This window comes from Blastococcus sp. HT6-30 (assembly GCF_039729015.1).
Classification (GTDB): domain Bacteria; phylum Actinomycetota; class Actinomycetes; order Mycobacteriales; family Geodermatophilaceae; genus Blastococcus.
Genome location: NZ_CP155792.1, coordinates 2,333,568 through 2,357,510, shown reverse-complemented (window position 1 = coordinate 2,357,510; position 23,943 = coordinate 2,333,568). Strand labels below are relative to the sequence as shown.

The following is a 23,943-nucleotide window of genomic DNA, read 5'->3' as shown; positions in this document are numbered from 1 at the left end:
GTCGCGGCTGTCCGGGTTCAGCCCGCCCGGCGGACCGGGCGGCGCTGCTGCAGGACCCGATCGACGAGGTCCTGGGTCAGGTCCGCCCTGACGTCCTCGGGCACGGGCAGTCCGGCGTCGGTGTACCAGTCCGGTGGAGCCTCCGGGTGCGGGCCCACGACCCCCACCGTGCCCCGTCCGAAGGGGGCGACCACCGCGGCGGCCAGCCCGTTGTCGTAGGTGGCGAGCACCTCGGCCGGTCCCCGGGCGGGGTCGAGGTCGAACCAGGGGCCGTCCTCGAAGAAGACCCGTCTCCGCCGGCCACCCCAGGTGACGGTGAGCACGCTGTCCCCGGTGTGCGCCGGACGTGCGCCCGGCGAGGAGATGAAGCGGTCGGCGTCCCCTGGCAGCAGTCCGAAGCCAGGGGTCTCGCCGGCGAGGTATCCGCCGAGGCAGAACCCGAGGTAGCTCCCGCCGGAGCGGACGAAGTCCCGGACGGCGTCGGCGGATCGGCGCAGCTTCCGGTATGCGCGGCGAAGCTCGCCGCCGCCGGGCTGGGCGTAGAGCCGGGCCCGGGCGAGCACGTCCGGCTCGAGCGGCAGCTGCTCCTTCGGCCCCACGAACCGGACGTCGAGGTCCCACCGGCTCCGGGCCAGGGCGGCGGCGACCGCCTCCGGACAGCCGGGCACGGACGCAGGCCCGCGGTAGACCAGGGCCAGTCCGTCAGGCCCGCTCGCGGGCATCAGCGTCCTTCGACCTCCCCGTCGACAGCACCGTCCGGCGCACGGCACCGGTCGCCTCCGCGACCAGCTCCTCGAGCGGTCCCCGGGCGTGGAACCGGCTCCAGACCAGCGCGAAGGCCACGACAACCGCGAGCTGCAGGAGCAGCCCGTCCAGGTCGCCCCCGGGGAAGCCGGGCGCGCTCAGCATGAGCAGGTGCAGGCTGTAGATCGTCAGGGTCATGCTCCCCGCGGCGGCGAGCGGCCGCAGCAGGGCGGTGGTGGTGCGCCCGATGAGGATGCAGATGCCCAGCACGACCAGGCCGATGCCGATCGTGTTCAGGATGTCCAGCGGCGTGCTGGAGTGCGGTGCCATCGTCGCCAGCCACCAGCCGGTGTCGGCCGGCGTTGTGCCGCTCCAGAGAACCCGCTCGATGTCGTCGGCGGTCATCGATCCCCGTGCCGCTGTCTCCAGCTGTGCCCGGCCGCCGAACACGTCCAGCAACAGCCACGAGACCGTCCGGGCGCCCACGACGAGGCCGGCGCCGACGAGCGTGATGGCGAGGACGGTCCGCCGGGAGGACAGCATCGACCGGCCGACGGCCAGTCCGGCGCAGAGGTAGGCCAGCCACGGCAGCGCGGGGTAGACGCCGGTGAGCGCGAGCTCCCCGAGCAGGGACAGCGGGTCAGCGAGCAGATCGGCGAAGGTCGGGTTCGCGCCGTCGCTCGACAACCCCGTCTGCGCCCGCAGGAGATGGCTGAGCACCGGCATGACCACGGCGATGGTCCCGGCCAGGACGACCAGGGTCCGGATGGACAGCGACAGCAGCGGGATCGCGAACAGGAACAGCAGGGCGTAGTAGGCCAGGATCACGGCGGCGTAGTCGGAGGGGACCACGAAGCCCAGCGCCAGTCCGACCGCGCCGATGAGGAGCGCGCGCACGGCGAGTGACGCGGCATCCGCGGTCCACCTGCGCCCAGTGGGCCGCCGTCGGCCCCCGCTCGCGAACGCCACCCCGACACCGGCCAGGAGCGCGAACAGCGCGGCGGACTTCCCGGAGGACAGGGTCCACGCCAACGACAGGGTGCCGTCGTCGTCGTAGGCGTCGATGGTGTGGACCGCCATCATGCCGAGCAGCGCCAGGCCCCGGGCTGCGTCGATCCCGACCAGGCGAGGGCGGGACGTGCCCCGCGCCCCGTCCCCGGAGCTGGCCGGCGTGCCGGACACGTCGCCGGAGGGCACCGGCTCGCAGGCGTGCTCCACCATCCCGGTCGCCGTGGAGCCGCCGGCCGGCACGGCGGGGCCGGACCGTTCGTCCGGCCATCCCTGCGGACCGGTCATCGGTGCGCCTCCCCGGACGTCGTGGCACCGGCGGGCACCGGCTGCGCGTCCGGCAGCCAGGCGATCGGCTGGCTGACCTTCTGGGCCGGGATGCCCGACCAGGTGGTGCCGGGCGGGAGCGACTCGCCCTTCATGACCAGGGACAGCGGCTCGAGGGTCGCCTCCTCCTCGACGGCGGAGTCGTAGAGGACCACGGACTTGGCGCCGACGCTGGCCCGGTCGCGGAGGGTGACGTAGCCCATCTTCATGACGCGGTCCTCGAACAGGTGGGTCTGCAACGACGCGCCGGCGCCGACCGCCACGTCGTCGCCGAGGCGGACGAGGTCGAACTCGGTGAGGTAGGTGGTGTCGATCAGCGAGCGACGACCGACCTGGGTCCCGTAGAGACGCAGCGCCGGGCCGAGCAGCGGAGTGCCGGTCAGCCAGGTGAGCAGCGCCGGCACCGCGGCCGCTTCGTAGATGCCGGTGACGAACTCGGTGCGCCGCACGAAGCCGCTCCACAGCGGGCGCACCCGCGGCTTGTACCGGCCGACGAGGAGCCACTTGAGCGCGGCCACCAGCACGACGACGCCGACGCTGGAGGCCAGGGCGATCAGCGGCGCGCCGAAGACGGTGACCAGGGCACCGTAGTTCGTGGCCAGCAGGGCCGTGCCGTACAGCGTCGCGAACATCGCCACGGCGAGCAGCGAGCTCGGCAGCACGATCCGGAGGAACTCGATCGCGTACCGCGCCCGGACCCGTGCCCGGCTGGGCCGGAAGGTCTGCTCCTCGGTGAACTCGTCGAAGATCTCCCGTCGCGGGAGGAAGAAGGCCGGGGAGCCCAACCACGAGCTCCCCGCCTCGACCTCTGTCGACGGCGGCACGGTACGGACGCCGATCAGCGATCCGTCACCCAGGTGCGTGCCGGACGGGATGAAGGCGGCGTTGCCCACGAAGGCCCGGGAACCGATGACGGTCGGCCGGAACGCGACGTGCCCGTTGGCGTAGGTGGTGCTTCCGACGCTGGCCATGTCGGCGACGAAGCTGCCGTCCTCCAGCGTGAGCAGGTCCGGGTCGATGTTGGCGATGGTGGCGACCTCGGCTCCGTCGCCGACCTTCGCCCCGAGCGCCCGCAGCCAGATCGGGGTGTAGAGCGTCGCGTACATGGTGTTGTTCAGCAGGAGGCTGAGTTCCTGCATCTTGTCGCCGAGCCACTTCTCCAGCCCCAGCTGCGAGCGCAGGTGGTGGATCCCCGGCGGGGTCGCGGGCAGGGCCAGGCGCCGGAACCCGAGGATGAGCCCGCAGGAGGTGACCACGAAGAGCGGTCCCGACAGCGCGGTGGCGAGCAGGCCGGCACCGAGGCCGAAGGTGAGCAGCGCCCACCAGACGAGCGCCACGACGGGGAGCATGATCAGGAAGGGCATCAGCTCGAGCAGCAGGATTCCTGCCGCGAAGCCGGCCAGCAGCTCGCGGGGCCAGGTGCGCGGCGCGGCGTCGCACTCGGCCATGACCTCGACGACCGGGTCGATGGCGTCCGGCATCGGCCGGGCCGCCGATCCCGACCAGGTCTCCCCGGCGGGGATGGACGCGCCGGACTCGAGGAATGACTGGTCCCGCAGGATGGCCTGCTCGCCGACGGTCGAGCCGCACTCGAGCAGGCACTGGGCGCCGATGAGTGCGTTCTCGCCGATCGCGATGGGACGGATCGTGAGCACCCCGTCGGTGATGCGGTAGGGGTGCAGCTGGGTGCCGTATCCCACGGTCGCGCCCCGCCCGATGCTCAGGTGGGCGGGCAGGCCGATGTCCGCGGTGTTGATGTGGCTCTCGTCCTCCACGCGGGCACCTGCGAGGCGCAGGTAGGTCGTCGCCCAGGGGGACCCGGCCAGGACGTTCAGCGGGGACATCTGCATCAGCTTCTGGACCGTCCACACGCGCAGATGGACCTGCCCCCACAGGGGGTGGTCGCCCGGCTCGAGTCCGCGGGACAGCAGCCGGCTGCCGGCCAGGGGCAGGCCCCAGCGGATGACCAGGTATGCCGTCGGCAGCAGCAGGGCGAGCTGGACGACGAGCGCGAACGAGGGAACCCCGTCGTTCAGCACGTACAGCGCGGTCACCGGCAGGAGGAGGAGGGTGACGATCGCGTACAGCCAGCTCAGCTGTGCCGAGCCGAACGCGGCGACCCGTCGCCGAGAGGGAGCGGCCGGCCGGATCGCCCGCTCGGCGGCGGCCCCGCCGTCGACGCCGTCCTCCAGGAACCCCGCGAGAGCCCGGACGGTCGGATGCCGGTACAGCTCCAGGATCGACAGCCCGGAGGCCAGGTCGCTCTCCCGCATCTTCGAGACGATGGTCGCCGCGAGGAGGGAGTGCCCGCCCAGCGCCTCGAAGAAGTCGGCCTCGACGGAGACCGATCCCGGCGGCAGCTGGAGGGTCTCCTCCCACAGGCCGGCGATCCAGGCCTCGACGGCGTCGGCCGGCGGGACGTATGCCCCGCTGGTGCGCATGAGGCGCGGGCCACGCGGGCTGGGCAGGCTCTTCCGATCGGCCTTGCCGCTGGGTAGCATCGGGATCGTGGCGACCACGTCGAGGTAGGCCGGGACCATGTAGTCGGGCAGCCGCTGCTCCAGCTGGTCGTGCAGCTCGTCGACGAGACCGGTATCGGTGGCGTCCGGCCGGAGGACGACGTATCCGGCGAGCTCGCCACCGTTCCCCGAGGACTCCAGCAGCGTGACCACGGCCGCGATGACCCGGTCGTGCCCTTGCAGCACGCTCTCGATCTCCTGGAGGTCGACGCGGTGCCCGCGGACCTTGACCTCGCTGTCGGCCCGACCCAGGTACTCCAGCTCCCCGTCGGGGAGGAACCTGCCCAGGTCTCCGGTCCGGTAGATGCGCTCACCGGGGGTCCGCGGGTCGGGGATGAACCGGTCGGCGGTGAGGTCGGGGCGGTTGACGTACCCGCGGGCGACACCAGGGCCGCCGACGCAGATCTCACCCACCTCGCCCGGTGCGACGGGGGCGCGCTGCTCGTCCAGCAGGCTGATCCGGTAGGTGGGCAGCGGCCGCCCGATGGTGACCGGCTTGCCCGGCCGCAGCTCGGCCATGGTGCAGGTGACCGTGGTCTCCGTCGGGCCGTAGGTGTTCAGGATGCGCCGTCCGGGACCCCATCGGTCGACCAGCTCGCGGGGGCAGGCCTCGCCGCCGACGTTCACCGTGCGGATCAGCGGCAGCAGACGGTCCAGCGTCGCCAGGACCGTGGGGACGCAGTAGATCATCGTGATCTCCTGCTCCTCCAGGAAGTCGGCAAGACCCGACCCCACCCGGCGGCCGTCGGTAGGCCCGGCCACCAGCGTCGCCCCGACCGCCCACGTGGGCCAGATCTCCTCGATGGAGAAGTCGAAGGCGATCGTCATGCCCTGGTAGACGCGATCGGAGGGTTCGACGCCGTACAACGTCGGCACGATCCCGATGAAGTTGCAGATGCTGGACTGGGTGATCTCCACGCCCTTGGGCCGCCCGCTGGACCCCGAGGTGTAGATGACATAGCAGACCGGATCGCCGGCGGAGCGGCGGTCGGGGCGGCGGCTCGACTGGGCGGCGAGCTCACCGCCCAGCTCGTCGAGGTAGACCGCCGGGCACGGCAGCCCCGCGGAGGTGGCACCGAAGGACGTGGTCGTGACCATCAGCGCCAGGTCGGCGTCCTCGGCGATGAAAACCAGCCGGTCGGCCGGCGCCGCCGGGTCGACGGGGACGAAGGTGGCCTCCGTCTTCGTCACGGCCAGCAGCGTGGCGTAGGTGTTCACCGAGCGGTCCAGGAGGATCCCCACCCGGGAGCCGACGCCGATGCCGATGCTGATCAGGTAGTTCGCCAGCCGGTTCGCCCGCTGGTCGAGGTCCGCGTAGGAGAGCCGCTCGCCGTCGCACTCCAGCGCCGTCGCCGAGGGGGAGGTGTCGCAGGAGCGCTCGAAGTACTGGCTCAGCCGGGCGCACTGGGCGCCGAGGTCTCCCGGGTGTGCGATGACGTTGTCCTCGAGGCGGTACCTCGCGGCCGTCGCCGTGGACTGCTCGTCCATGAACCCGGGGATCGTGGACAGGAGGTCCCACTCTCGGCGCGGTGTAGTCATATCTCGCTTTCCGTCGTGGTCACGGGCGTTCTCAGGGCGCGCACCCGGAATTCACAGGTAGTAACTGCGAAAGTAGCAGCTGGATCGCAGGGCAATGGGCGGGTGGAATCCTGTTAACCTGGGTTGCAGGTAAAGTGCGGCAGAGCGTGATTGAACTACTCCCCTGCGTAATGGCACATGCCCCATAATCGTCGCCGTGCCGGATCGTTGATCGGGCCATTCATATCACTGCATTGCGTGCAATAGTCATTACGGTGAGTGCTTGACGACTGTGGGGGCTGGTGTGGTGGGGGAGGACGTGACGCCGCTCGCGGACGGCGTCCCGCGCGCGCTCGCCTGCGCCGTCGGCCCGGACCGGGTGCTGGCCGCGCTCGACCGCGGACTCCTCACCGCGGCGGAGGACCGGCGGCTCGCGGCGCTCCGCCATCCCGCTGACCGGGATGCCTACGTGGCCGCTCACCTGCTGATCCGCTGGTGTGCGGCCGAGCTGACGGGGCGGCCGATGGAGAGGCTCCAGGTGGAGCAACGGTGCCCCGACTGCGGCTCCGGGGAGCACGGCAGGCCGGGGCTGCGGGAGCTGCCCGGCGTGCACGTGAGCCTTTCCCGCACGCGGCACGGGGTCGCCGCCGCTGCCGGGTGGGATGCCGTCGCGGTGGACGTCGAGAGCGTGTCCGGCGACGTCCTGGCGGCGATGCCGGTGGCCCTCTCGGTCGCCGAGCGGAGGCAGGTGCTCGCGGCGCCGGATCGCCGGGTGGCCTTCCTCCGGCACTGGGTGCGCAAGGAGTGCCTGGTCAAGATCGGTGCGACCACCCTGGATGACCTGCGGCAGGTGGATCTGGCGGAGGTGGAGGAGGAGGTCGGGCCGGACGGCCGGGCGCGCGGCCGGTACAGGGGCCTGCACATGGTGGACTGGATCGACCCGTCACTGGACGTGATGGTTGCCGTCGCAGCGGCTGTACGCCCTGCGGTGCGCCCATTTCGGCCGGTGCAGAAATGAATCCGATCAGCACAGCCGCATGGACATCCGTGACATCGCCCGTCGATTCGATGAGACACCTGCGGATGGGCCACATCGGGCGGACTGCTGCATTCATCTCCGGCTGGTGCGAAATGTCCGTGGTAGCTATCCGCGAATGGGTCGCCACGGTGCCTGCCGCGCACGTGAATGGCGGGTCGGATGCTCGCCACCGGGGTGCGAAGCGGTCGTCCGGTGGTCGCCCTAGCGGGCCTGCCTAGAGTGCTGTCGCGACGCCCGGGACATGCCCGGCCGCCGGCAGGAGGTGCGTGTGTACCGCTTCATCGTCGTCCTGGGCGCCGCGCTGGGGTTCCTGGTGGGCGCGGGACCGGCATCGGCCGAGCCGCCCGCCGAAGTCAGCGGCCAGCTCGACGATGCGGTGGACGTCCTGGTGGAGGACGAGGAAGCGCAGGTCGAGCAGGCGCTGGCCGAGCTGCTCGACGCGGGCGGTCCCGAGCTGTACGTCGTGCTCGTCTCCGACTTCGAGGGCACGACCAGCGCCGCCTGGGTCGACGAGACCGCGGCGCTCACCGGACTGGGGGCCGAGGACATGCTGTTCGCCATCGGGGTGGAGGACGCCGAGTACGAGTGGTGGGTGGATCCCGCTTCCCCGCTGCCGGTGGCCGACGTCGACGACGTCGTGACCGGCCAGGTGGAACCGCAGGTGGTGGACGGCAGCTGGACGGAGGCGCTGGTCGCACTCGCGGAGGCTCTGCAGGACGAGCAGTTCCTCGTGGACGAGCAGGAAAGCGGGGCATTGTCGGACGCCGATGCCAACGCCGACGCCGCCGCCGAGGGGTGGTCGGTGACGACTGTGGCCATCGTCGTGAGCGTCGTCGCAATCGTTCTTCTCGGCGCCCATTTCCTGTCCCGGAAGAGAATTACGAGCCGGGCGCGGGTTGAAAGCAGGGAGCCTTCGGCCGATTCGCGTCGGTGACCTGCCTCCGCGGCTCCGGTCGGGCGATCAGCTGACGTACTGGCGGGCGCTGGACGTCCTCTGCGCGTCCTCCAGGGCGGCGAACCGGGCCTCGGCGTGCGGAGGGAGCACCCGCCGCTCGCGCAGCACCCAGGGAAGCCCGCGCACCGCCTGGGCCAGGCCCCGGGCGGTCACCCGGTCCCGCGGCACGGTGCGCAGCAGGTGCACGGTGCGCCGCAGCGCCGGGCGGAACGGGCGGCGCAGCCACGTCGTCCACAAGGTGTTCCGGATGCCGTCGGCGCGCCGCTTGTGCGGGTCGCGGGCGGTGCTCGCCTGGTGGTGGACGGTCAGGGTCGGCAGATAGCAGAGCTCCCACCCGCGGGCGGCCAGGTCGCCGGCCATCAGCTCCTCCTCGCCGCCCAGCCACAGCCGCTCGGAGAAGCCGCCGACCTCCTCGAAGGCCTCGCGGCGGAGCACGGACGCGCCGGCCAGGAACGACCCGAGGGCCGGACCGGGCAGCCAGTCGGCGCCGCGGACGGGGGAGTCGCGCAACTCGGCGACGATCGGGTCCTCGGTGCCGCCCGGTTCCACGAGGATCCGGGCGGTGACCACCGCCAGGCGGGGGTGCTCGTCGAGGGTGTCGGCGGCGGTGCGCAAGGACCCCGGGTCCCACCACGTGTCGTCGTCGCAGAACGCCACGTACGGGGTCCCGAGCCGGGCGACGCCGACGTTGCGGCCCACCGCGCCCAGGTTCTCGGGGCTGGCGATCAGCTCGACCTGCGGGAACCGCTCGCGCACGGCGTCGGCTGTCCCGTCGGTGGACCCGTTGTCCACGACAACCACGTGCGGCCGCTCGGGCAGCGCCACGAGCCGCTCCAGGGCGAGCAGCAGCTCGTCCCGGCGCTGGTGGGTGATGACGACGACGGCGACCCGGGGGTCGGAACCCTGGTGCGGGGACCCGCCGGCGACCGATGCGCCGTCGGGGGCAGAAGTGTCGTTCCTCATGCCCGCTCACCGGCCAGCAGCCGCAGCCCGCTGCGCACCCGGTCCGGCAGGGGCCGCCGTCGGCGCAGCGCCGCGGGGATGTCGGGCAGGGCGCGGAGGACGCCTTCCACGCCGGGCCGGCCGGCCCGCACGGCGCGCCCCACCGTGCGGGCGACGTCACCGGCCGGCAGTCGCATGAGCGCGGTCAGCAGCCGGCTGCGCCAGATGCCCGCCTGCCGCCGTCCCGGGGCCTCCCGCCGCGTCGACGGGTGGTGGTGGATGGTCACCTGGTCAACGTAGGCCAGCCCCCAGCCGGCCGCGGCCAGGTCCAGGGCCACCCGCTCCTCCTCGCCGGGGAACCGCACCACCGGGTCGAAGCCGCCGACCGCCTCGAACGCCTCGGTCCGCACCAGTGCGGCACAGGCGACGAAGCCCAGCAGCGCGGGCCCGGGCAGGTCTGCCGGGGTGCCCAGGGGGCTGTCGGCCATCTCCGCGCAGACCGGATCCAGCCGCTCCTCGGGCCCGACGAGGATCCGGGCGTTGATCAGCGCCAGCCGCGGGTGGGCCCGCATGATCTCGACGGCCCGGGCGAGGTCGCCCGGCGCCCACCAGGAGTCGTCGTCGGCGAAGGCCAGGAACGGGGTGCCGGCCCGGGCGGCGCCGAGCGTGCGTCCGTGCGCGCCCTCGTTGGCGTCCAGCGGCAGCACGGTCACCTCGGGATGGGCCGCGCGCACGGCCGCGACGGTGTCGTCGGTGGAGGCGTTGTCGACCAGCAGCACCGGCGCCTCGTGGCGGGGCAGAGTGGCGAGCAGGTCGTCGCGGCGGTTGCGGCTGGCGACGACCACGGTGACGTCGGGCGCGGGGGAGCGGGGCTGGCCGGCGCTGCGCGGAACGGTCACGGGATCACCGTGCCCGCGCCTCCGGCCAGCCAATCGGTCGCCGGAGTGGAATCCACCGTTCCGGCGGCGGGGAGCGCACCCGGATCGGCGAACAGCTCGCTCGCCGGTGACGCCCCGGAGAGCGCGTCGGCGGCCAGCAGCACCGCGGCCGCCGTCCAGGTGGTGCGCTCGACCGGCCACCGGGCGTCGTCGGGGTAGACGAAGCCGGTCCAGTAGGAGCCGTCGACGTCCCGCAGGTGCTGCATCGCCGCGACCTGTTCCAGCGCGGCGTCGCGCTGCCCGGCGGCGACCAGGGCCAGCGCCAGTTCGCACGTCTCCGCGCCGGTGACCCAGGGCCGGTCGGCCACGCAGCGGATGCCCAGCCCCGGCACGACGAACCGGGGCCAGTCGCCGGCCAGCCGGTCGCGGGCGTCCTCGCCGATCACCGCTCCGCCCAGGACCGGGTAGTACCAGTCCATCGAGTACCTGGACCGGTCGGCGAAGGCGTCCGGCCGGCGGCGCAGCGCGGTGCCCAGGTCGGCGACGGCCAGCTCCCAGTCCGGCTGGGCCTCGCCCACCAGGTCGGCCAGCGCCAGCCCGCAGCGCAGCGCCTGGAACAGGCTCGCGTTGCCGGTGAGCAGGGCCAGGTCGTCGGGCGTGCCGTCCGGGCGCAGCGCCCAGCCGATCGCCCCGCCGGGCAGCTGCATGCGGGTGACCAGGTCCAGCGCCGCGCGCACGGTCGGCCACAGCTCCTCGACGAGCGCGCCGTCCCCGGTGGTCAGCCAGGAGTGCCACACGCCGACGGCGAGGTAGCCGGCGTGGTTGCTCTCCGCGGCCGGGGCCGACTCGGCGCCCGACCGGTACTCGGCGGCCCAGCTGCCGTCGCGGCGCTGCCGGGCGGCCAGCCATCGGTAGGCCGCGGTCGCCCGGGCGTGCTCGCCGCCCACGTCCAGCGCCATCGCCGCCTCGACCGAGTCCCACGGGTCGAGCTGGCCGGCGCGGAACCAGGGCAGCGCGCCGTCGCGGCTCTGCTCCCCGGCGATCCAGGCCACCGTCTGCCGCACCTGGTCGGCGCGGAGCACCCCGGGCAGCTCCGGCAGCCACGCGCCGCGCCGCTCAGCCGGCGGCAGCGGACCGCTCCCGGTCGGACCGCCCGGCCCCCGTCCACCACGTGCGCGTGGCCGGGGCACCCGGCTCGGCGGGCTTGTCGGCGTAGACGACGAGGCTCTTGCCGATCAGCGGGTCGAGCACCCGCTCGGCCGCGCGGGTCAGCCACGGACGCCGGGTGAGGTCCCAGACCAGCAGCCGGTGGTAGGTCCGGACCAGCCGGGAGTCCTTCGCCACGCCGACGGCGCACTTGAGCCACCAGTAGGGCGCGTGCAGGGCGTGGGCGTGGTGGCTGGCACCGGGCACCAGCCCGGCGGTGGCCAGCCGGGCGCGGAGCACGTCGCCGCGGTAGATCCGGATGTGGCCGCCTTCGTTGGCGTGGTATTCGTCCGACAGCGCCCAGCAGACCCGCTCCGGCCCGTAGCGGGGAACGGTGACGGCGACCCGGCCGCCGGGCTTGAGCACACGGAAGATCTCCGCCATCGCCGTGGCGTCGTCGGGGATGTGCTCGAGCACCTCCGAGGCCATCACCCGGTCCACGCTCGAGTCGGGGAAGGGCAGGTGCAGCAGGTCGCCGCGCACCACCTCGTAGCGGGCACCCCCGCCGTCGCCCGCCCGCCCGGCCTCGCCGGCCTCGGCGATCGCGCCGAGCCAGCGCTTCGTCGTCTCGACCTCGGACACGCCCCAGTCGACGGCGACGACCTCCGCGCCGCGGCGGTAGGCCTCGAAGGCGTGCCGGCCCTCGCCGCACCCCAGGTCCAGGACGGTCATCCCCGGCCGCAGGTCGAGACGGTCGTAGTCGACGGTCAGCACTGCGCGCTCCCCTTGCGGTCGGTGGTCCGGCGGTCCAGGGTCTCGGCGTACCAGTCGGCGGTGCGCTCGGCGGTGGCCCGCCAGGTGTAGGTGTCGAGCACCCGCCGACGGCCGGCGCGGCCCAGCTGCTCGGCCAGCGACGGCGAGTCGAGGACCAGCAGCAGCGCCGCGGTGAGCTCTCCGACGTCCCCGGCGCGGACCCGCAGCCCCGCCTCGGTGCCGACCACCTCGGGCAGGGCGCCGGCGTCGGTGGTGACCAGGGGCGTCGCGCAGGCCATCGCCTCGACGGCGGGCAGCGAGAACCCTTCGTAGAGCGAGGGGATGGCCACGACCGTCGCCGTCTGCAGGAGACGGATCAGCTCTGCCTCGGGCACGGAGCCGGTGAACCGCACGGCGTCGTGCAGGGCGAGCCTGTCCAGCGCGGCCTCCGCGGGGCCGCCGGCCCGGGCGGCGCCGACGACGGTGAGCCGGACCGGCCGCTCGGTGCGGAGCTTCGCCACCGCCTCGAGCAGGTGCACCAGCCCCTTGAGCGGGACGTCGGCGCTGGTGATGGCGAGGATCGAGTCGGCGTCGCGTGCCCGCCCGGCCGGCGGTGGGGCGAAGCGGTGGGGGTCGATGCCGACCGGGATGACCGCCATGCGGTCGGGTGCCAGGCCCATGTGCGCGGCGATGTCGCGCCGGGAGCTCTCCGAGACGGTGGTGACCCCGTCGAGCTGCCGCACGACCCGGGCCTGCATGCCGGTGAAGGCGTACCAGCGCCGCAGCGTCAGCCGCCGGCGCAGGGTCGGGGCGGCGGCCAGCTCCAGGTCCCGGTCGATGGCGACCGGGTGGTGGACCGTCGCCACGGTCGGCACCCCGGCGCGCACCAGCCGCAGCAGCCCGTAACCCAGCGACTGGTTGTCGTGCACCACGTCGAACTCGTCGCGGCGCGGGAGCAGGTGGCGCGCGGCCCGCAGCGTGAAGGTCAGCGGCTCGGGGAAACCGGCGGTGCACATGGTCGCCCACTCGGCGGCGTCCACCCAGTCCCGGATCTCCGAGGGCCGCGGGGTGCGGAACGGATCGGGCTCCCGGTACAGGTCGAGGCTGGGCAGCCGGGTGAGCGGCACGCCGTCGTCGAGCTCCGGGTAGGGCTGCCCGCTGAGCACCTCGACGCGGTGCCCGAGTTCGGTCAGCTCCCGGGAGAGCGCCCGGACGTAGACGCCCTGGCCGCCGCTGTGCGGCTTGCTCCGGTAGGACAGCAGTGCGATGCGCAGCGACCGTCCCATGGAACGGACTCTAACGACCCGGTTCGGGCTCCCGGCTACCAGCCGGTAGCGGTGCCACCCGGCCGTCCGGGCGGTGCAGCTGGGACAGTTCCCCCATGATCCGTCACGTCGTGCTTCTCACCTGGTCCCCGGGCGCCGACCCGGAGCGGCGGGCCGCCACCGTCGAGGCGCTGCGCGGTCTGCGCCGGGAGGTCGGGGGCATGACCTCGCTGACCGTCGCGGACGACGCCGGTCTGGTCGACGGGAACGCCGACACCGTCCTCGTCGCCGACTTCCCGGACGTCGAGGCCTTCTACCGCTACGCGCAGGACCCGGTGCACCTGGCGGTCATCGCCGAGCACGTGCGGCCGATCCTGGCCGCCCGCAGCGCCGTCCAGTTCCGGGTCTGAGGTGTCGGCGCGGGCTCCGCGCCCGTGCGCCGGGCGACTGGGTTCGTCGGCGTGTCCTCCGCGTACCGCGTCGCCGGCCGGCAGCGTCTCCGCGGCGTGCTCCTGGCCGGTCCGGCCACCGTCCTGGTCGTCGGCTGCGGGGGGCGACGACGCCTCCGACCGGGTGACCGCCGCGTCCTCGTCGGCGGCCGCGTCGTCCTCGGCCGAGGAGACGGAGGAGCCCGACCTGCCGGCGGCGTCCACAGCCCGTGCACGCGTCCACAGGTCGCGCCGAGCCGTTCCCCGGGGGAGTGCGCGTCGCCAGGCTCCCGGGCATGGACCCTTCCGCGCACGGCCGCTCCGACCGCCCCGAGGTCCGCATCTCCGACCCCGGCGAGGTGGCCGCCGCGCTGCCGCACCTGCTCGGTTTCCACCCCAGCGAGTCGCTGGTCCTGATCGGGCTGGGCGGGCCGTCCGGGGGGCGGGTCGGGCTCACCGTCCGGGGGGACATCCCCACGGCCGGGGACGGCGCCGCGACGGCGCGGCTCCTGGCCCGCGGCCTGCGCACCGACGACCCGGCCGCCGCCCTGGTCGTCGTGGTCTCCGAGGTCGCCGACGAGCTGGACGAGGGGCCGGCCCGGGGTTGCGGCCTGCCGCACCGGTCGCTGGTGCACGAACTGGTCCTCGCGCTGGCCGCCGTCGACGTCCCGGTGCGGGACGTGCTGCTGGTGCGCCGTGGCCGCTGGTGGTCCTACGACTGCCCGCATCCGTGCTGCGCCCCCTCGGCAGGCACGCCACTGCCGGGCGGGGTGAGCGTCCTGGCGGTGGCCTCGGTGAGCACCGGGCAGGTGGTGGCCGCCGACCGGCGGGCCCTGGCGGCGCGTCTCACCGCGCCGCCCGGAGCCGTCGCCGGCGTGCGTCGCGCCTGCGCCCGCGTCGCGGCCGGCTCCCAGCAGGTGGTGGAGGCGGCGCCGGCCGCCGCGTCGGACGCCGTCGTGCGGCGGGCGGTGGCCCGGTCCCGGCCGGGGGCACCGGCGGGCGCCGGTCCGCTGGACGACGACGAGCTGGCCAGGCTCCTGCGGATCCTGCAGGACGTCGGTGCGCGGGACCGCGCCCTCCAGCTGGCGCTGGGGGAGGATGCCGTGGCGGCCGAGCTGCTGTGGACCGACTGCACGCGGCGGGCGCCGGCCCCGCTCGACGCAGCGCCGGCCACCCTGCTGGCGGTGAGCGCCTGGCTGCGCGGCGACGGCGCCCTGGCCAACGTCGCCCTGGACCGGGCGCTCCGCAGCGACCCCGGCTACTCCCTGGCCCGGCTGCTGAGCCAGGCGCTGGCCGCCTGCCTCCCCCCGGCAGAGCTGCGCACGCTCATCGTCCGGGCGGGCGCACCCGGCCTGCCGCGGGCCCGCCCGGCGTGACCGGTCGCGGCGGCCGGTCACGAGGGCACGGGTCACAGCAGCTCGGGGCGCCGCCACTCCTGGTCCAGCACGTGCTCGGCGAGGAACGCCAGCACGGTCTCGTACCAGATCCTGCTGTTCCCCGGCGTCAGCACCCAGTGGTTCTCGTCCGGGAAGTACAGGAACTTCGAGGGCACCCCCCGCTTCTGCAACCCGTACCAGAGCGCGAGCGCCTCCCCGATCGGCACCCGGTAGTCCTTGTCCCCGTGGATCACCAGCATCGGCGTGCGGATCGCGTCCACGTACCGGTGCGGCGAGTTCTGCTCGTACCGCCGCGGCTCGGTGACGGGGTCGCCCCACTCCTTCTCCCAGTAGTAGGCCGCGTCGGTGGTGCCGGTGAACGCCTCGAGGTTCCACAGGCTGGCGTGGGTGACGATCGCCTTGAACCGGTCGGTCTGGGTGGCCACCCAGTTGGCCATGTAGCCGCCGAACGAACCGCCCATCGCCGCGGTGCGGGTGGCGTCGATGTCCGGGCGCTGCTCCGCAGCGTCCACCGCGGCCATGAGGTCGGTGTAGGGCGTGCCGCCCCACTGGCCCCAGCCTCGGCGCACGAAGTCCAGGCCGAACCCCTGGGACAGCGCCGGGTTGGGCAGGAGCACCGCGTAGCCCTGCGCGGCCAGCACCCACGGGCACCAGCGCCAGGACCAGGAGTTCCAGCTCATCAGGGGGCCGCCGTGGATCCACAGCACCAGCGGCGCCGGGGCGTCTGCGGACGCGCCATCGGGCAGCACCAGCCACGACTGCACGCGGGCGCCGTCGGCCGCGGTCGCCTCGACCTCGTGGAGGGAACCGGGCAACCGGTCGACGGTCGCCGGATTGGGCAGCGGCTCCGGGTCCTGCCCCGGTGCCGCAGGGTCCAGCCGGACCGGCACGGATGGGGAGCCGTAGGACGAGCGGAGCGCGTAGAGGGCGCTGCCGTCGCGGGCCACTCGCAGGTCGCTGTAGGCGCCGTCCCCGGTCAGCCGGACGGGCTCCCCGCCGTCCAGCGGCACCCGGAACAACGCGTGCCGGCCGTCCTCGTCGGCGAGGAAGTACACCGCGGCGCCGTCGGCGGAGAACTGCGGTGCGCTGGGCCAGCGGTCGAAGTCCGGGGTCAGCTCGCGGGCCGTGCCGTCGGCGACCTCGACCAGCAGCAGGGTGTAGTCCGGCGGCTCGGCGTAGGACGACATCGCCTCGCGCACGCAGACCAGGCGGGCACCGTCCGGGGAGAACGCCGCGGAGTGGATATCGGCCAGCGGGTCGTCGACGAGCACCCGCGTCCCGCCGGAGCCGGTGTCGGTGAGCACCAGGCGGGTGCGCCGGCCGGCCGGGCCGTCGGGCACCTCCTCGGCGCGGGCCAGCACCGAACCGTCGGGGGAGAGGGCGATCTCGTCGCCGGCGCCGTTCGGCGGCAGAGCGTCAGGGGTCAGGTCGCGCAGCTCGACCGGCGCCCCGCCGGCCGGCTCCTCCTCGGCGGGCAGCCGGCCGGCCCAGAACACGTGCGGGGCCGCCGGTCCCAGGTCGTGGTCCCAGTACCGCACCGGATAGGCCTCGTGCAGGATCGCCGACACCCCGGCGTCGGCCCGCTGCTTGCGCAACTCCTCCTCGGCCGCGGCGTCCGAGCCGCCCGGCATCGTGCCGGCGACGACCACCACGTCCCCGCTGTCGGCCGCCACGAGGAAGGAGCTGACGCCGCCGGGGCGCCCGAGCACCGGCCGGGCCTCCCCGCCACCGGCGGGCAGGCTCCACAACGCCGGCGTCGGCTCCGCCCCCGGGGCCGCGCCGGGGTCCGGCCGGGCCGAGGTGAACAGCAGCGAGCCGTCGGGCGCCCAGGCGGGGGAGGACTCCCCGGGCGCGCTCCGGGTCAGCCGGTGGGCGGGTCGCCGGCCCTGCGGGTCGAGCTCCCAGAGCGCCGACTGCCACTTCTTCCGCTCGGGGTCGAGCGTGTGCAGCGAGACGGCCAGCCGCGTCCCGTCGGGCGACAGCGCCAGGCCGCCGATCCGGGGCAGCGCCACGAAGTCCGCCAGGCGGTGGAAGGGCGTGGGCGCGACCTCGTCGCAGGAGTCGGACGGGGCAGCAGCGGACGAGCTCACCGGGACCTTCTCTCGCGGGGGAGCGGGGACCGGCCCCACCGTAATGAGGCCGGTGCACCGACGGCGCCGGGAGCAGACCCCGGACCGACCCGGGGACGGTGCAGCAGGACCCCGCCTGGCCGGGGCAGCAGCTCCGCGGCGAAGACGTCGGCCGCGCGGGGGCCTGCCGGGGACACGGTGCGCGCCCGTCCGGCGACGCGCTAGAGGAGCGGGGCCGCCTCGAGGGGCGTGAGCTCCTCGTCGACCGCGCTCACGAACATGTGCTGGGCAACGCCGACCGGCAGCACGTAGCCGTCCAGGCTGACCGAGCCCTCCACCAGCTGCGCGGTCATCGTCACGCCCGGGCGCACACCGTGCTCGGCCAGCGCGCGCAGCAGTTCGGCGTTCTCCTGCAGCTGCTCGCTGATCCGGCGGACGACGATCGGCCGCCCCTCGGCGGTGGCCGTCGTGGACAGCAGGGTGAGCGCGTCCAGCACCGCGGCGGTCCCGCCCCCGAGCGGCTCGTCGCCGCGCAGCGCCTCCAGGCCCGGGATGGGGTTGCCGAACGGGGACACCGTCGGATTGCCCAGCAGCGACAGCAGGCGGCGCTCGACCGCCTCGCTCATCACGTGCTCCCAGCGGCACGCCTCCTCGTGGACGTCGGCGTAGTCCAGGCCGATGACGTCGACGAGCAGGCACTCGGCCAGCCGGTGCTTGCGCATCACCGCGGTGGCCAGCTGGCGGCCCTCCTCGGACAGCTGCAGGTGCCGGTCGCCCTCGACGCTGAGCAGGCCGTCGCGCTCCATCCGGGCGACCGTCTGGCTGACCGTCGGGCCGCTCTGGTGGAGGCGCTCGGCGATGCGGGCCCGGAGCGGGACGATGCCCTCTTCCTCCAACTCGAAGATCGTCCGGAGGTACATCTCGGTGGTGTCGATGAGGTCGTTCACAGGTACTCCTCCGTGTCGGCGGCCAGTCTACGGGGACGGAGGGCCGCGACCGGCTCACCTGCGGGGTGGTCTCGGCGACGCACCGGCCTGCGCCGGACCCGGTAGCGTCCGGCGCAGGCAGGCGCGCCCGGCAGGGCCGGGCGCGGCGAGGGGAGGGGTCCGTGAGCGACTCGGTCGCCGTCGTCTGGGACGACGCGCTGCTCGGCTACACGATGGGCGGTGATCACCCGCTGCACCCGGTCCGGCTCGACCTGACCATGCGCCTGGCCGACGGCCTCGGCCTGCTGGGCACCGACCAGCTGCAGGTCCTGAAACCCGTACCGGCCGACGAGGAGCTGCTCACCCTCGTCCACGACCCGCTGTACCTGGAGGCGGTGCGCCAGGCGCCGGGGAACCCGGACGTGGGCCACGGACTGGGCACGGCGGACAACCCGATCTTCCCCGGGATGTACGACGCCGCGGCGCTCATCACCGGCGGCAGCGTGCTCGCGGCCCAGCAGGTGCACAGCGGCGCCGCGCAGCACGCGGTCAACATCTCCGGCGGACTGCACCACGCGATGCGCGGGAACGCCTCGGGCTTCTGCGTGTTCAACGACGCCGCGGTCGCGATCGCATGGCTGCTCGGGCAGGGGTACGAGCGGATCGCCTACGTCGACCTCGACGTCCACCACGGCGACGGCGTGCAGGCCGCCTTCTACGACGACCCCCGGGTGCTCACCGTCAGCATCCACCAGACGCCGCTGACCCTGTTCCCGGGAACCGGCTACCCGGAGGAGACCGGTGACCCCGACAAGGCCCTGGGCAGCGCGGTGAACCTCGCCCTGCCCAACGGCACGGACGACTCCTCCTGGCTGCGGGCTTTCACCGCCGTCGTGCCCAGCGTCCTCAGGGCCTTCCAGCCGCAGATCATCGTGACCCAGTGCGGCTGCGACGCCCACCACGAGGACCCCCTCGCCGACCTCGCGCTCACCGTCGACGGGCAGCGCGCCAGCTACAAGGCCATGCACGAGCTGGCCCACCAGATCTGCGACGGCCGCTGGATCGCCCTGGGCGGCGGTGGCTACGGCCTGGTGCGCTGCGTGCCGCGCGCGTGGACCCACCTGATCGCCGAGGTCAGCGGCGCCACGCTGGACCCGGCGACCGAGATCCCCCAGTCGTGGCGCGACGACGTCGTCCGCCGCGGGCTGCGGGCCCGGCCGCCCACCCACATGACCGAGGGTGGCTACACCGGCTTCTCCCGTTGGGACAGCTTCACCGAGTCCCGCGTCGACCGGGCCATCATGCGTACCCGGCGGGCCAGCTTCCCCTACTTCGGCCTGGACCCGGACGACCCGCGTGACTGAGCCGACCGGCACCGAGTCGCAGGAGAACCCGGCCCCGCCGCCGGGCTGGGAGGCCGACATCGTCGCCGCCGACGGCGGCACGGTGCACCTGCGGCCGATCTGCCCGGACGACGCGGAGGGCCTCAACGGCCTGATGGACCGCAGCAGCGACCAGACGCGCTACTACCGGTTCTTCGGGCCGATGAGGCGGCTCTCCGACCGCGACCTGCACCGGTTCACCCACGTCGACCACGACCACCGCGTGGCCTTCGTGGTGCTGCTGGGCGACCAGATCATCGCCGTGGGCCGCTACGACCGGTATCCCGGCACCGACGACGCCGAGGTCGCCTTCCTCGTCGAAGACGCCCACCAGGGCCGGGGCCTCGGGTCGGTGCTGCTCGAGCACCTGGCCGCCGCCGGCCGGGAGCGGGGGATCAAGCGGTTCGTCGCCGAGGTCCTCGCCCAGAACAGCAAGATGGTCCGCGTCTTCCGCGACGCGGGCTACAAGGCCGAGCGCAGCTACGAGGACGGCGTCGTCCACCTGACGTTTCCCATCGAGCAGACCGAGGACGCCCTCGCCGTCGCCTACGAGCGGGAGCAGCGCAGCGAGTCCCGGTCGATCGGCCGGTTGCTCACGCCGTCGTCCGTGGCGGTGGTCGGCGCGAGCAACGACGACGGCAAGATCGGCAACGCGGTGCTGCGGCACCTGCTCGACTACGGCTTCGCGGGCCCGGTCTACCCGGTGAACCCCGGAGCACGCCACGTGCGCGCCGTCCCCGCCTACGCCGACATCGAGTCCATCCCCGACGACGTGGACCTGGCGGTCCTCGCCGTCCCCGCCGACGAGGTCGCCGGGGTGGTGGAGGCCTGCCGCCGCAAGCGGGTACGCGGACTGGTCGTCATCTCCGGGGGGTTCGGCGAGGCGGGTCCGGAGGGGCGCGCCGCCGAGCGGCAGCTGGTCGCCGCGGCCCGGGCCTCGGGCATGCGGGTCGTCGGCCCCAACTGCCTGGGCGTGGTCAACACCGCCCCGGAGGTGCGGTTGAACGCCAGCCTGGCGCCGATGGTGCCCGGTCGCGGGCGGGTGGGGTTCTTCGCCCAGTCGGGGGCGCTCGGCGTCGCGCTGCTGGAGCGGGCGCGCAGCCGGGGCATCGGGCTGTCGACGTTCGTCTCCGCCGGCAACCGCGCCGACGTCAGCGGCAACGACCTCCTGCAGTACTGGGCCACCGATCCCGGCACCGAGGTGGTGCTGCTGCACCTGGAGAGCTTCGGCAACCCGCGCAAGTTCGCCCGGCTGGCGCGCACCGTCGGGCGCACGAAGCCGGTGGTCGCGGTCAAGAGCGGCCGGCACGTCGGGGTGACCCCGGGCCTGGCCGGCACCTCGGTGGCCGTCCCCGAGCAGTCGGTGGCGGCGCTGTTCGCCTCGGCCGGCGTCATCCGGGTCGAGACCGTCGCCCAGCTCTTCGACGTCGGCTCCCTGCTGGCCCACCAGCCCCTGCCGGCCGGCGACCGGGTGGCGGTCGTGGGCAACTCCACTGCCATCGGGGTGCTCGTCGCCGACGCCGTCCTCGAGGAGGGCATGCAGCTCGCGCACGAGGCGCCGGTCGACATCGGGGTCCAGGGCACGCCCGAGGAGTTCCGGGCGGCGCTGCAGGCGGCGGTGGACGACGACGGCGTCGACGCCGTCGTCGCGGTCTTCCTCCCCCCGCTGATGGCCGGTTCCCACGAGTACGGGCCCGCGCTGCGCGAGGTGTCGACGGGTTCGGACAAGCCGATCGTCGCCAGCTTCCTCTCCACCGAGGGCATCCCGCCCGAGCTCGCCGTCTGCGACGAGCACGGGATGCCGCTGCGCGGGTCGGTGCCCTCCTACAGCACGCCCGAGCGGGCGGTGATCGCTCTGGCCAAGGCGAGTGAGTACGCGCGCTGGCGCCGTCGCCCGGTCGGTGAGCTGCCGGAGCTGCCCGACGTGGACGAGGCCGCCGCCGGGCGGATCGTGCACGAGGCGCTCGCCGAGGCGCCGGGCGGCCGCGAGCTCAGTGACGACGAGCTGATGGGCCTGCTCGCCGCCTACGGCGTGCCGCTGCTGGGCACCCGCAGGGTCACCGACGCCGAGTCGGCGGTCGCTGCGGCCGAGGCGATCGGCTACCCGGTGGTGCTGAAGTCGACCGCTCCGTGGCTGCGGCACCGGTCGGACCTGGGCGGCGTGCGGCTGGACCTGGCCGACGCCGAGGCGGTGCGCATCGCCTTCGCGGCCATCCCGTCCGGCGACCCGGTCATCGTGCAGGAGATGGCGGCGCCGGGCGTGGCCACCGTCGTGGAGATCGTCGACGATCCGTCGTTCGGCGCGCTGGTCAGCTTCGGCCTCGGGGGAGTGGCCACCGACCTGCTCGGCGACCGGGCCTTCCGCACGCTGCCGCTGACCGATCTGGACGCCGCCGAGCTGGTGCGAGCACCGCGCGCCTTTCCGCTGCTGAACGGCTACCGGGGATCCGAGCCGGTCGACCTCGCCGCGCTGGAGGACCTGCTGCTGCGCGTGGCCCGTCTGGCCGACGACCTGCCCGAGGTGCTGCGGCTGACGCTGGAGCCGGTCATCGTCGGCCCGGCCAACCCGTGGCACGGCGGCCGCTCGCTGGTCGTCGCCGGCGGGGCCGCGCTGGTCGGGCCGCCGACGGCCCGCGTCGACCCCGGCCCGCGGCGCATGCGCTCCCCGGTCTAGCTCAACAGCCGAGGGCCGGTCACCCGCAGGTGACCGGCCCCCGGTACTGCTGTCGGCCTCAGGCGAGGTAGTCGCGCAGGGCGTCGGCGCGCTGCGGATCACGCAGCTTGGCCATCGTCTCGCGCTCGATCTGCCGAACCCGCTCGCGGGAGAGACCGAACTGCTTGCCGATCTGCTCCAGGGTGCGGGGCTGGCCGCCGTCGAGGCCGAACCGCAGCACGACCACGTCGCGCTCCCGGTCCTCCAGCGTGGAGAGGACGGTGCGGACGTCGCCCTTCATCATCTGGAAGGCGACGGCGTCCTCGGCGACCGCGGCGTCGGCGTCCTCGATGAAGTCACCGAGCCGGGACTCCTCGTCGGTGCCCACGGTCTGGTCCAGGCTGACCAGGTCGCGGCTGTACTCGAGCAGCTCGGTGATCCGCTCCTCGGACAGGTCCAGCTCCAGACCCAGCTCCTCGGCGGTCGGCTCCCGCTCGAGCTCCTGGTGCATCCGCCGGCGGGTGCGCACCACCTTGTTGACCTGCTCGGCCAGGTGGACGGGCAGCCGGATGGTGCGCCCGGAGTCGGCCATGGCCCGGGTGATGGCCTGCCGGATCCACCAGGTGGCGTAGGTCGAGAACTTGAAGCCCTTGGTGTAGTCGAACTTCTCGACCGCACGGATCAGGCCGACGTTGCCCTCCTGGATCAGGTCCAGGAACGTCATGCCGTGGCCGGTGTAGCGCTTGGCCACGGAGACGACGAGCCGGAGGTTGGCCTCCAGCAGGTGCGCCTTGGCGGCCTTGCCGTCGGTCGCCAGGATCTTGTAGTCGCGCTTGCGGGCCGGCGTGAGGCCGTCCTGCTCGGCGAGCAGTCGCTCGGCGTAGAGACCGGCCTCGATCCGCTTGGCCAGCTCCACCTCCTGCTCCGCGGTCAGCAGAGCGGTCTTGCCGATGGTGTTGAGGTAGACGCGCACGAGGTCGGTGGAGACCAGGCCGCTCGTGTCGGGCTCCCGTCGGGGGGCGCGCACGTCCAAGGTGTCGGTGGGGGAGGAGTGCAGCAGCGTCACGATGGGTCTTCGTCCTTGCCTTCGATTCGGATGCGCTCGCCGGGCGTCGGTGTGCGGCGGGGTCATCCAGGCGTGGAGCGGGGCCACGGCTACGGGGTCACCGGCCGGTCCCGCTCTTCTCTGTCCGGTGTGGTACGTCCTGCACAACGGCCGCTGAGGGGTCCGGTGTTCCGCGAAGCCACCGTTCACAGCAAACCGGCAGGTAGTGCTTTCGGTCACCCCGGGATACCCGGGGCCCGAACTCCCAGTCATGTCGTTTGCGCGACGGGCGCCCGCCAGTCAGGTCTCCAGCAGGAGGGTCATCGGGCCCTCGTTGACCGACGCGACCCGCATGCTCGCGCCGAAGACCCCCGTCGCCACGCTGGCGCCGCGTCGGCGCAGTTCCGCCACCACCTCCTCGACCAGCGGCTCGGCCAGCTCGCCGTTGGCGGCGTCCTGCCACGACGGACGGCGGCCCTTGCGCGTGTCGGCGTAGAGGGTGAACTGGCTCACGACCAGCACCGGCAGGCCCAGGTCGGCCGCGGAGACCGCTCCCGAGTCTCCGGGAAAGATGCGCAGCTCGTGGATCTTGCGCGCCAGCGCCACCGCTCGGTCGGCGTCGTCCTGCCGCCCCACTCCGACCAGTGACAGCAGTCCGTGGCCGATCGTGCCGACGACGTCACCATCAACGGTTACAGCGGCTGTACTGACCCGGCTCACCACGGCGCGCACCAGGCCATTGTCGGCCAGCGACCGCCGGGCTGCCCGGGCCCGACTGCTGCGGCAGCCGCCGGGGACCCTCGGTCTCAGCGGGTGCGCAGCCGGCCGACCGTGGCGGTTCCCGGGTCGATGCGCGGGCGTTGCCGGCTCCCCGGCGGGGGGCCAAGCCCACCGCACCCCGCGATGTACTTGGTCGGGCGGTCGGATCTGCTGCAGGGCCTGCTGCTGC

General features: G+C 73.9%; 18 protein-coding genes. 6 read left to right on the top strand and 12 right to left on the bottom strand.

Annotation, left to right across the window (positions count from 1 at the left end; genetic code table 11):
* Nucleotides 1–17 precede the first annotated feature (17 nt).
* From ABC795_RS11355 to ABC795_RS11345, 3 genes are read right to left on the bottom strand one after another with little or no spacing between them, the layout of a single operon-like run.
* A complete protein-coding gene (locus tag ABC795_RS11355; protein ID WP_347057294.1) occupies nucleotides 18–722 on the bottom strand; it encodes a BPL-N domain-containing protein in 705 nt (234 codons plus the stop codon).
* Nucleotides 703–2,040: a heparan-alpha-glucosaminide N-acetyltransferase domain-containing protein gene (locus ABC795_RS11350; RefSeq protein WP_347057293.1), complete on the bottom strand. Its 1,338-nt coding sequence runs from the start codon at nucleotides 2,038–2,040 to the stop codon at nucleotides 703–705. Before ABC795_RS11350 ends, ABC795_RS11355 begins: the two co-directional genes overlap by 20 nt.
* Nucleotides 2,037–6,086: a Pls/PosA family non-ribosomal peptide synthetase gene (locus ABC795_RS11345; protein ID WP_347057292.1), complete on the bottom strand. Its 4,050-nt coding sequence runs from the start codon at nucleotides 6,084–6,086 to the stop codon at nucleotides 2,037–2,039. Before ABC795_RS11345 ends, ABC795_RS11350 begins: the two co-directional genes overlap by 4 nt.
* Nucleotides 6,087–6,408: 322 nt before the next feature.
* Between ABC795_RS11345 and ABC795_RS11340 the strand changes: the two genes are divergently transcribed.
* Both ABC795_RS11340 and ABC795_RS11335 read left to right on the top strand, forming a co-directional pair.
* Nucleotides 6,409–7,134 (top strand): 4'-phosphopantetheinyl transferase superfamily protein, encoded by a 726-nt coding sequence (locus tag ABC795_RS11340; RefSeq protein WP_347060713.1) that lies wholly within the window; start codon nucleotides 6,409–6,411, stop codon nucleotides 7,132–7,134.
* A 289-nt stretch (nucleotides 7,135–7,423) separates the two neighbouring features.
* The gene (locus tag ABC795_RS11335) at nucleotides 7,424–8,089 is read left to right on the top strand and encodes a TPM domain-containing protein (RefSeq protein WP_347057291.1); all 666 of its coding nucleotides are present in this window, start codon (nucleotides 7,424–7,426) and stop codon (nucleotides 8,087–8,089) included.
* Between the two features lie 27 nt (nucleotides 8,090–8,116).
* Here the strand turns inward: ABC795_RS11335 and ABC795_RS11330 are convergent, their stop codons facing one another.
* From ABC795_RS11330 to ABC795_RS11310, 5 genes are read right to left on the bottom strand one after another with little or no spacing between them, the layout of a single operon-like run.
* Nucleotides 8,117–9,073, bottom strand: a complete 957-nt coding sequence (locus ABC795_RS11330; RefSeq protein WP_347057290.1) for a glycosyltransferase — start codon at nucleotides 9,071–9,073, stop codon at nucleotides 8,117–8,119.
* The gene (locus ABC795_RS11325) at nucleotides 9,070–9,951 is read right to left on the bottom strand and encodes a glycosyltransferase (protein WP_347057289.1); all 882 of its coding nucleotides are present in this window, start codon (nucleotides 9,949–9,951) and stop codon (nucleotides 9,070–9,072) included. Before ABC795_RS11325 ends, ABC795_RS11330 begins: the two co-directional genes overlap by 4 nt.
* A complete protein-coding gene (locus ABC795_RS11320; RefSeq protein ID WP_347057288.1) occupies nucleotides 9,948–11,012 on the bottom strand; it encodes a prenyltransferase in 1,065 nt (354 codons plus the stop codon). Before ABC795_RS11320 ends, ABC795_RS11325 begins: the two co-directional genes overlap by 4 nt.
* Nucleotides 11,013–11,046: 34 nt before the next feature.
* Entirely contained in the window at nucleotides 11,047–11,850 is an 804-nt protein-coding gene (locus tag ABC795_RS11315) for a class I SAM-dependent methyltransferase (protein ID WP_347057287.1), read from the bottom strand.
* Nucleotides 11,844–13,115: a glycosyltransferase family 4 protein gene (locus ABC795_RS11310; protein ID WP_347057286.1), complete on the bottom strand. Its 1,272-nt coding sequence runs from the start codon at nucleotides 13,113–13,115 to the stop codon at nucleotides 11,844–11,846. The genes ABC795_RS11315 and ABC795_RS11310 overlap by 7 nt, the downstream gene beginning before the upstream one ends.
* A gap of 95 nt (nucleotides 13,116–13,210) precedes the next feature.
* On the opposite strand from ABC795_RS11310, the gene ABC795_RS11305 reads away from it, so the two are divergent.
* Together ABC795_RS11305 and ABC795_RS11300 are read left to right on the top strand one after the other, a co-directional pair.
* The gene (locus tag ABC795_RS11305) at nucleotides 13,211–13,504 is read left to right on the top strand and encodes a Dabb family protein (RefSeq protein WP_347057285.1); all 294 of its coding nucleotides are present in this window, start codon (nucleotides 13,211–13,213) and stop codon (nucleotides 13,502–13,504) included.
* Between the two features lie 314 nt (nucleotides 13,505–13,818).
* On the top strand, nucleotides 13,819–14,898 hold the full coding sequence (locus tag ABC795_RS11300) for a DUF4192 domain-containing protein (RefSeq protein WP_347057284.1): 1,080 nt from the start codon (nucleotides 13,819–13,821) through the stop codon (nucleotides 14,896–14,898).
* Nucleotides 14,899–14,930: 32 nt separating this feature from the next.
* On the opposite strand, the gene ABC795_RS11295 is transcribed toward ABC795_RS11300, so the two are convergent.
* A complete protein-coding gene (locus tag ABC795_RS11295; RefSeq protein ID WP_347057283.1) occupies nucleotides 14,931–17,009 on the bottom strand; it encodes a S9 family peptidase in 2,079 nt (692 codons plus the stop codon).
* 200 nt (nucleotides 17,010–17,209) lie between these two features.
* Nucleotides 17,210–17,935: a metal-dependent transcriptional regulator gene (locus tag ABC795_RS11290; protein ID WP_347057282.1), complete on the bottom strand. Its 726-nt coding sequence runs from the start codon at nucleotides 17,933–17,935 to the stop codon at nucleotides 17,210–17,212.
* Nucleotides 17,936–18,096: 161 nt separating this feature from the next.
* Between ABC795_RS11290 and ABC795_RS11285 the strand changes: the two genes are divergently transcribed.
* Together ABC795_RS11285 and ABC795_RS11280 are read left to right on the top strand one after the other, a co-directional pair.
* Entirely contained in the window at nucleotides 18,097–19,278 is a 1,182-nt protein-coding gene (locus ABC795_RS11285; RefSeq protein ID WP_347057281.1) for an acetoin utilization protein AcuC, read from the top strand.
* The gene (locus ABC795_RS11280; protein ID WP_347057280.1) at nucleotides 19,271–21,970 is read left to right on the top strand and encodes a bifunctional GNAT family N-acetyltransferase/acetate--CoA ligase family protein; all 2,700 of its coding nucleotides are present in this window, start codon (nucleotides 19,271–19,273) and stop codon (nucleotides 21,968–21,970) included. Before ABC795_RS11285 ends, ABC795_RS11280 begins: the two co-directional genes overlap by 8 nt.
* 58 nt (nucleotides 21,971–22,028) lie before the next feature.
* On the opposite strand, the gene sigB is transcribed toward ABC795_RS11280, so the two are convergent.
* Both sigB and dtd read right to left on the bottom strand, forming a co-directional pair.
* On the bottom strand, nucleotides 22,029–23,015 hold the full coding sequence (sigB, locus tag ABC795_RS11275) for an RNA polymerase sigma factor SigB (RefSeq protein ID WP_347057279.1): 987 nt from the start codon (nucleotides 23,013–23,015) through the stop codon (nucleotides 22,029–22,031).
* A 279-nt stretch (nucleotides 23,016–23,294) separates the two neighbouring features.
* Nucleotides 23,295–23,726 carry a D-aminoacyl-tRNA deacylase gene (gene dtd / locus ABC795_RS11270; protein ID WP_347057278.1) on the bottom strand — a complete coding sequence of 144 codons (432 nt, stop codon included), beginning with the start codon at nucleotides 23,724–23,726 and terminating at the stop codon, nucleotides 23,295–23,297.
* Between the last annotated feature and the right edge of the window lie 217 nt (nucleotides 23,727–23,943).

What these genes read in the sequence shown, in the direction of transcription:
- ABC795_RS11305 (WP_347057285.1), top strand. Translation starts at nt 13,211, where the DNA reads ATGATCCGTCACGTCGTGCTTCTCACCTGGTCCCCGGGCGCCGACCCG.
- ABC795_RS11300 (WP_347057284.1), top strand. Translation starts at nt 13,819, where the DNA reads ATGGACCCTTCCGCGCACGGCCGCTCCGACCGCCCCGAGGTCCGCATC.
- ABC795_RS11355 (WP_347057294.1), bottom strand. Translation starts at nt 722, where the DNA reads ATGCCCGCGAGCGGGCCTGACGGACTGGCCCTGGTCTACCGCGGGCCT.
- ABC795_RS11350 (WP_347057293.1), bottom strand. Translation starts at nt 2,040, where the DNA reads ATGACCGGTCCGCAGGGATGGCCGGACGAACGGTCCGGCCCCGCCGTG.
- ABC795_RS11345 (WP_347057292.1), bottom strand. Translation starts at nt 6,086, where the DNA reads ATGGACGAGCAGTCCACGGCGACGGCCGCGAGGTACCGCCTCGAGGAC.
- ABC795_RS11330 (WP_347057290.1), bottom strand. Translation starts at nt 9,073, where the DNA reads ATGAGGAACGACACTTCTGCCCCCGACGGCGCATCGGTCGCCGGCGGG.
- ABC795_RS11310 (WP_347057286.1), bottom strand. Translation starts at nt 13,115, where the DNA reads ATGGGACGGTCGCTGCGCATCGCACTGCTGTCCTACCGGAGCAAGCCG.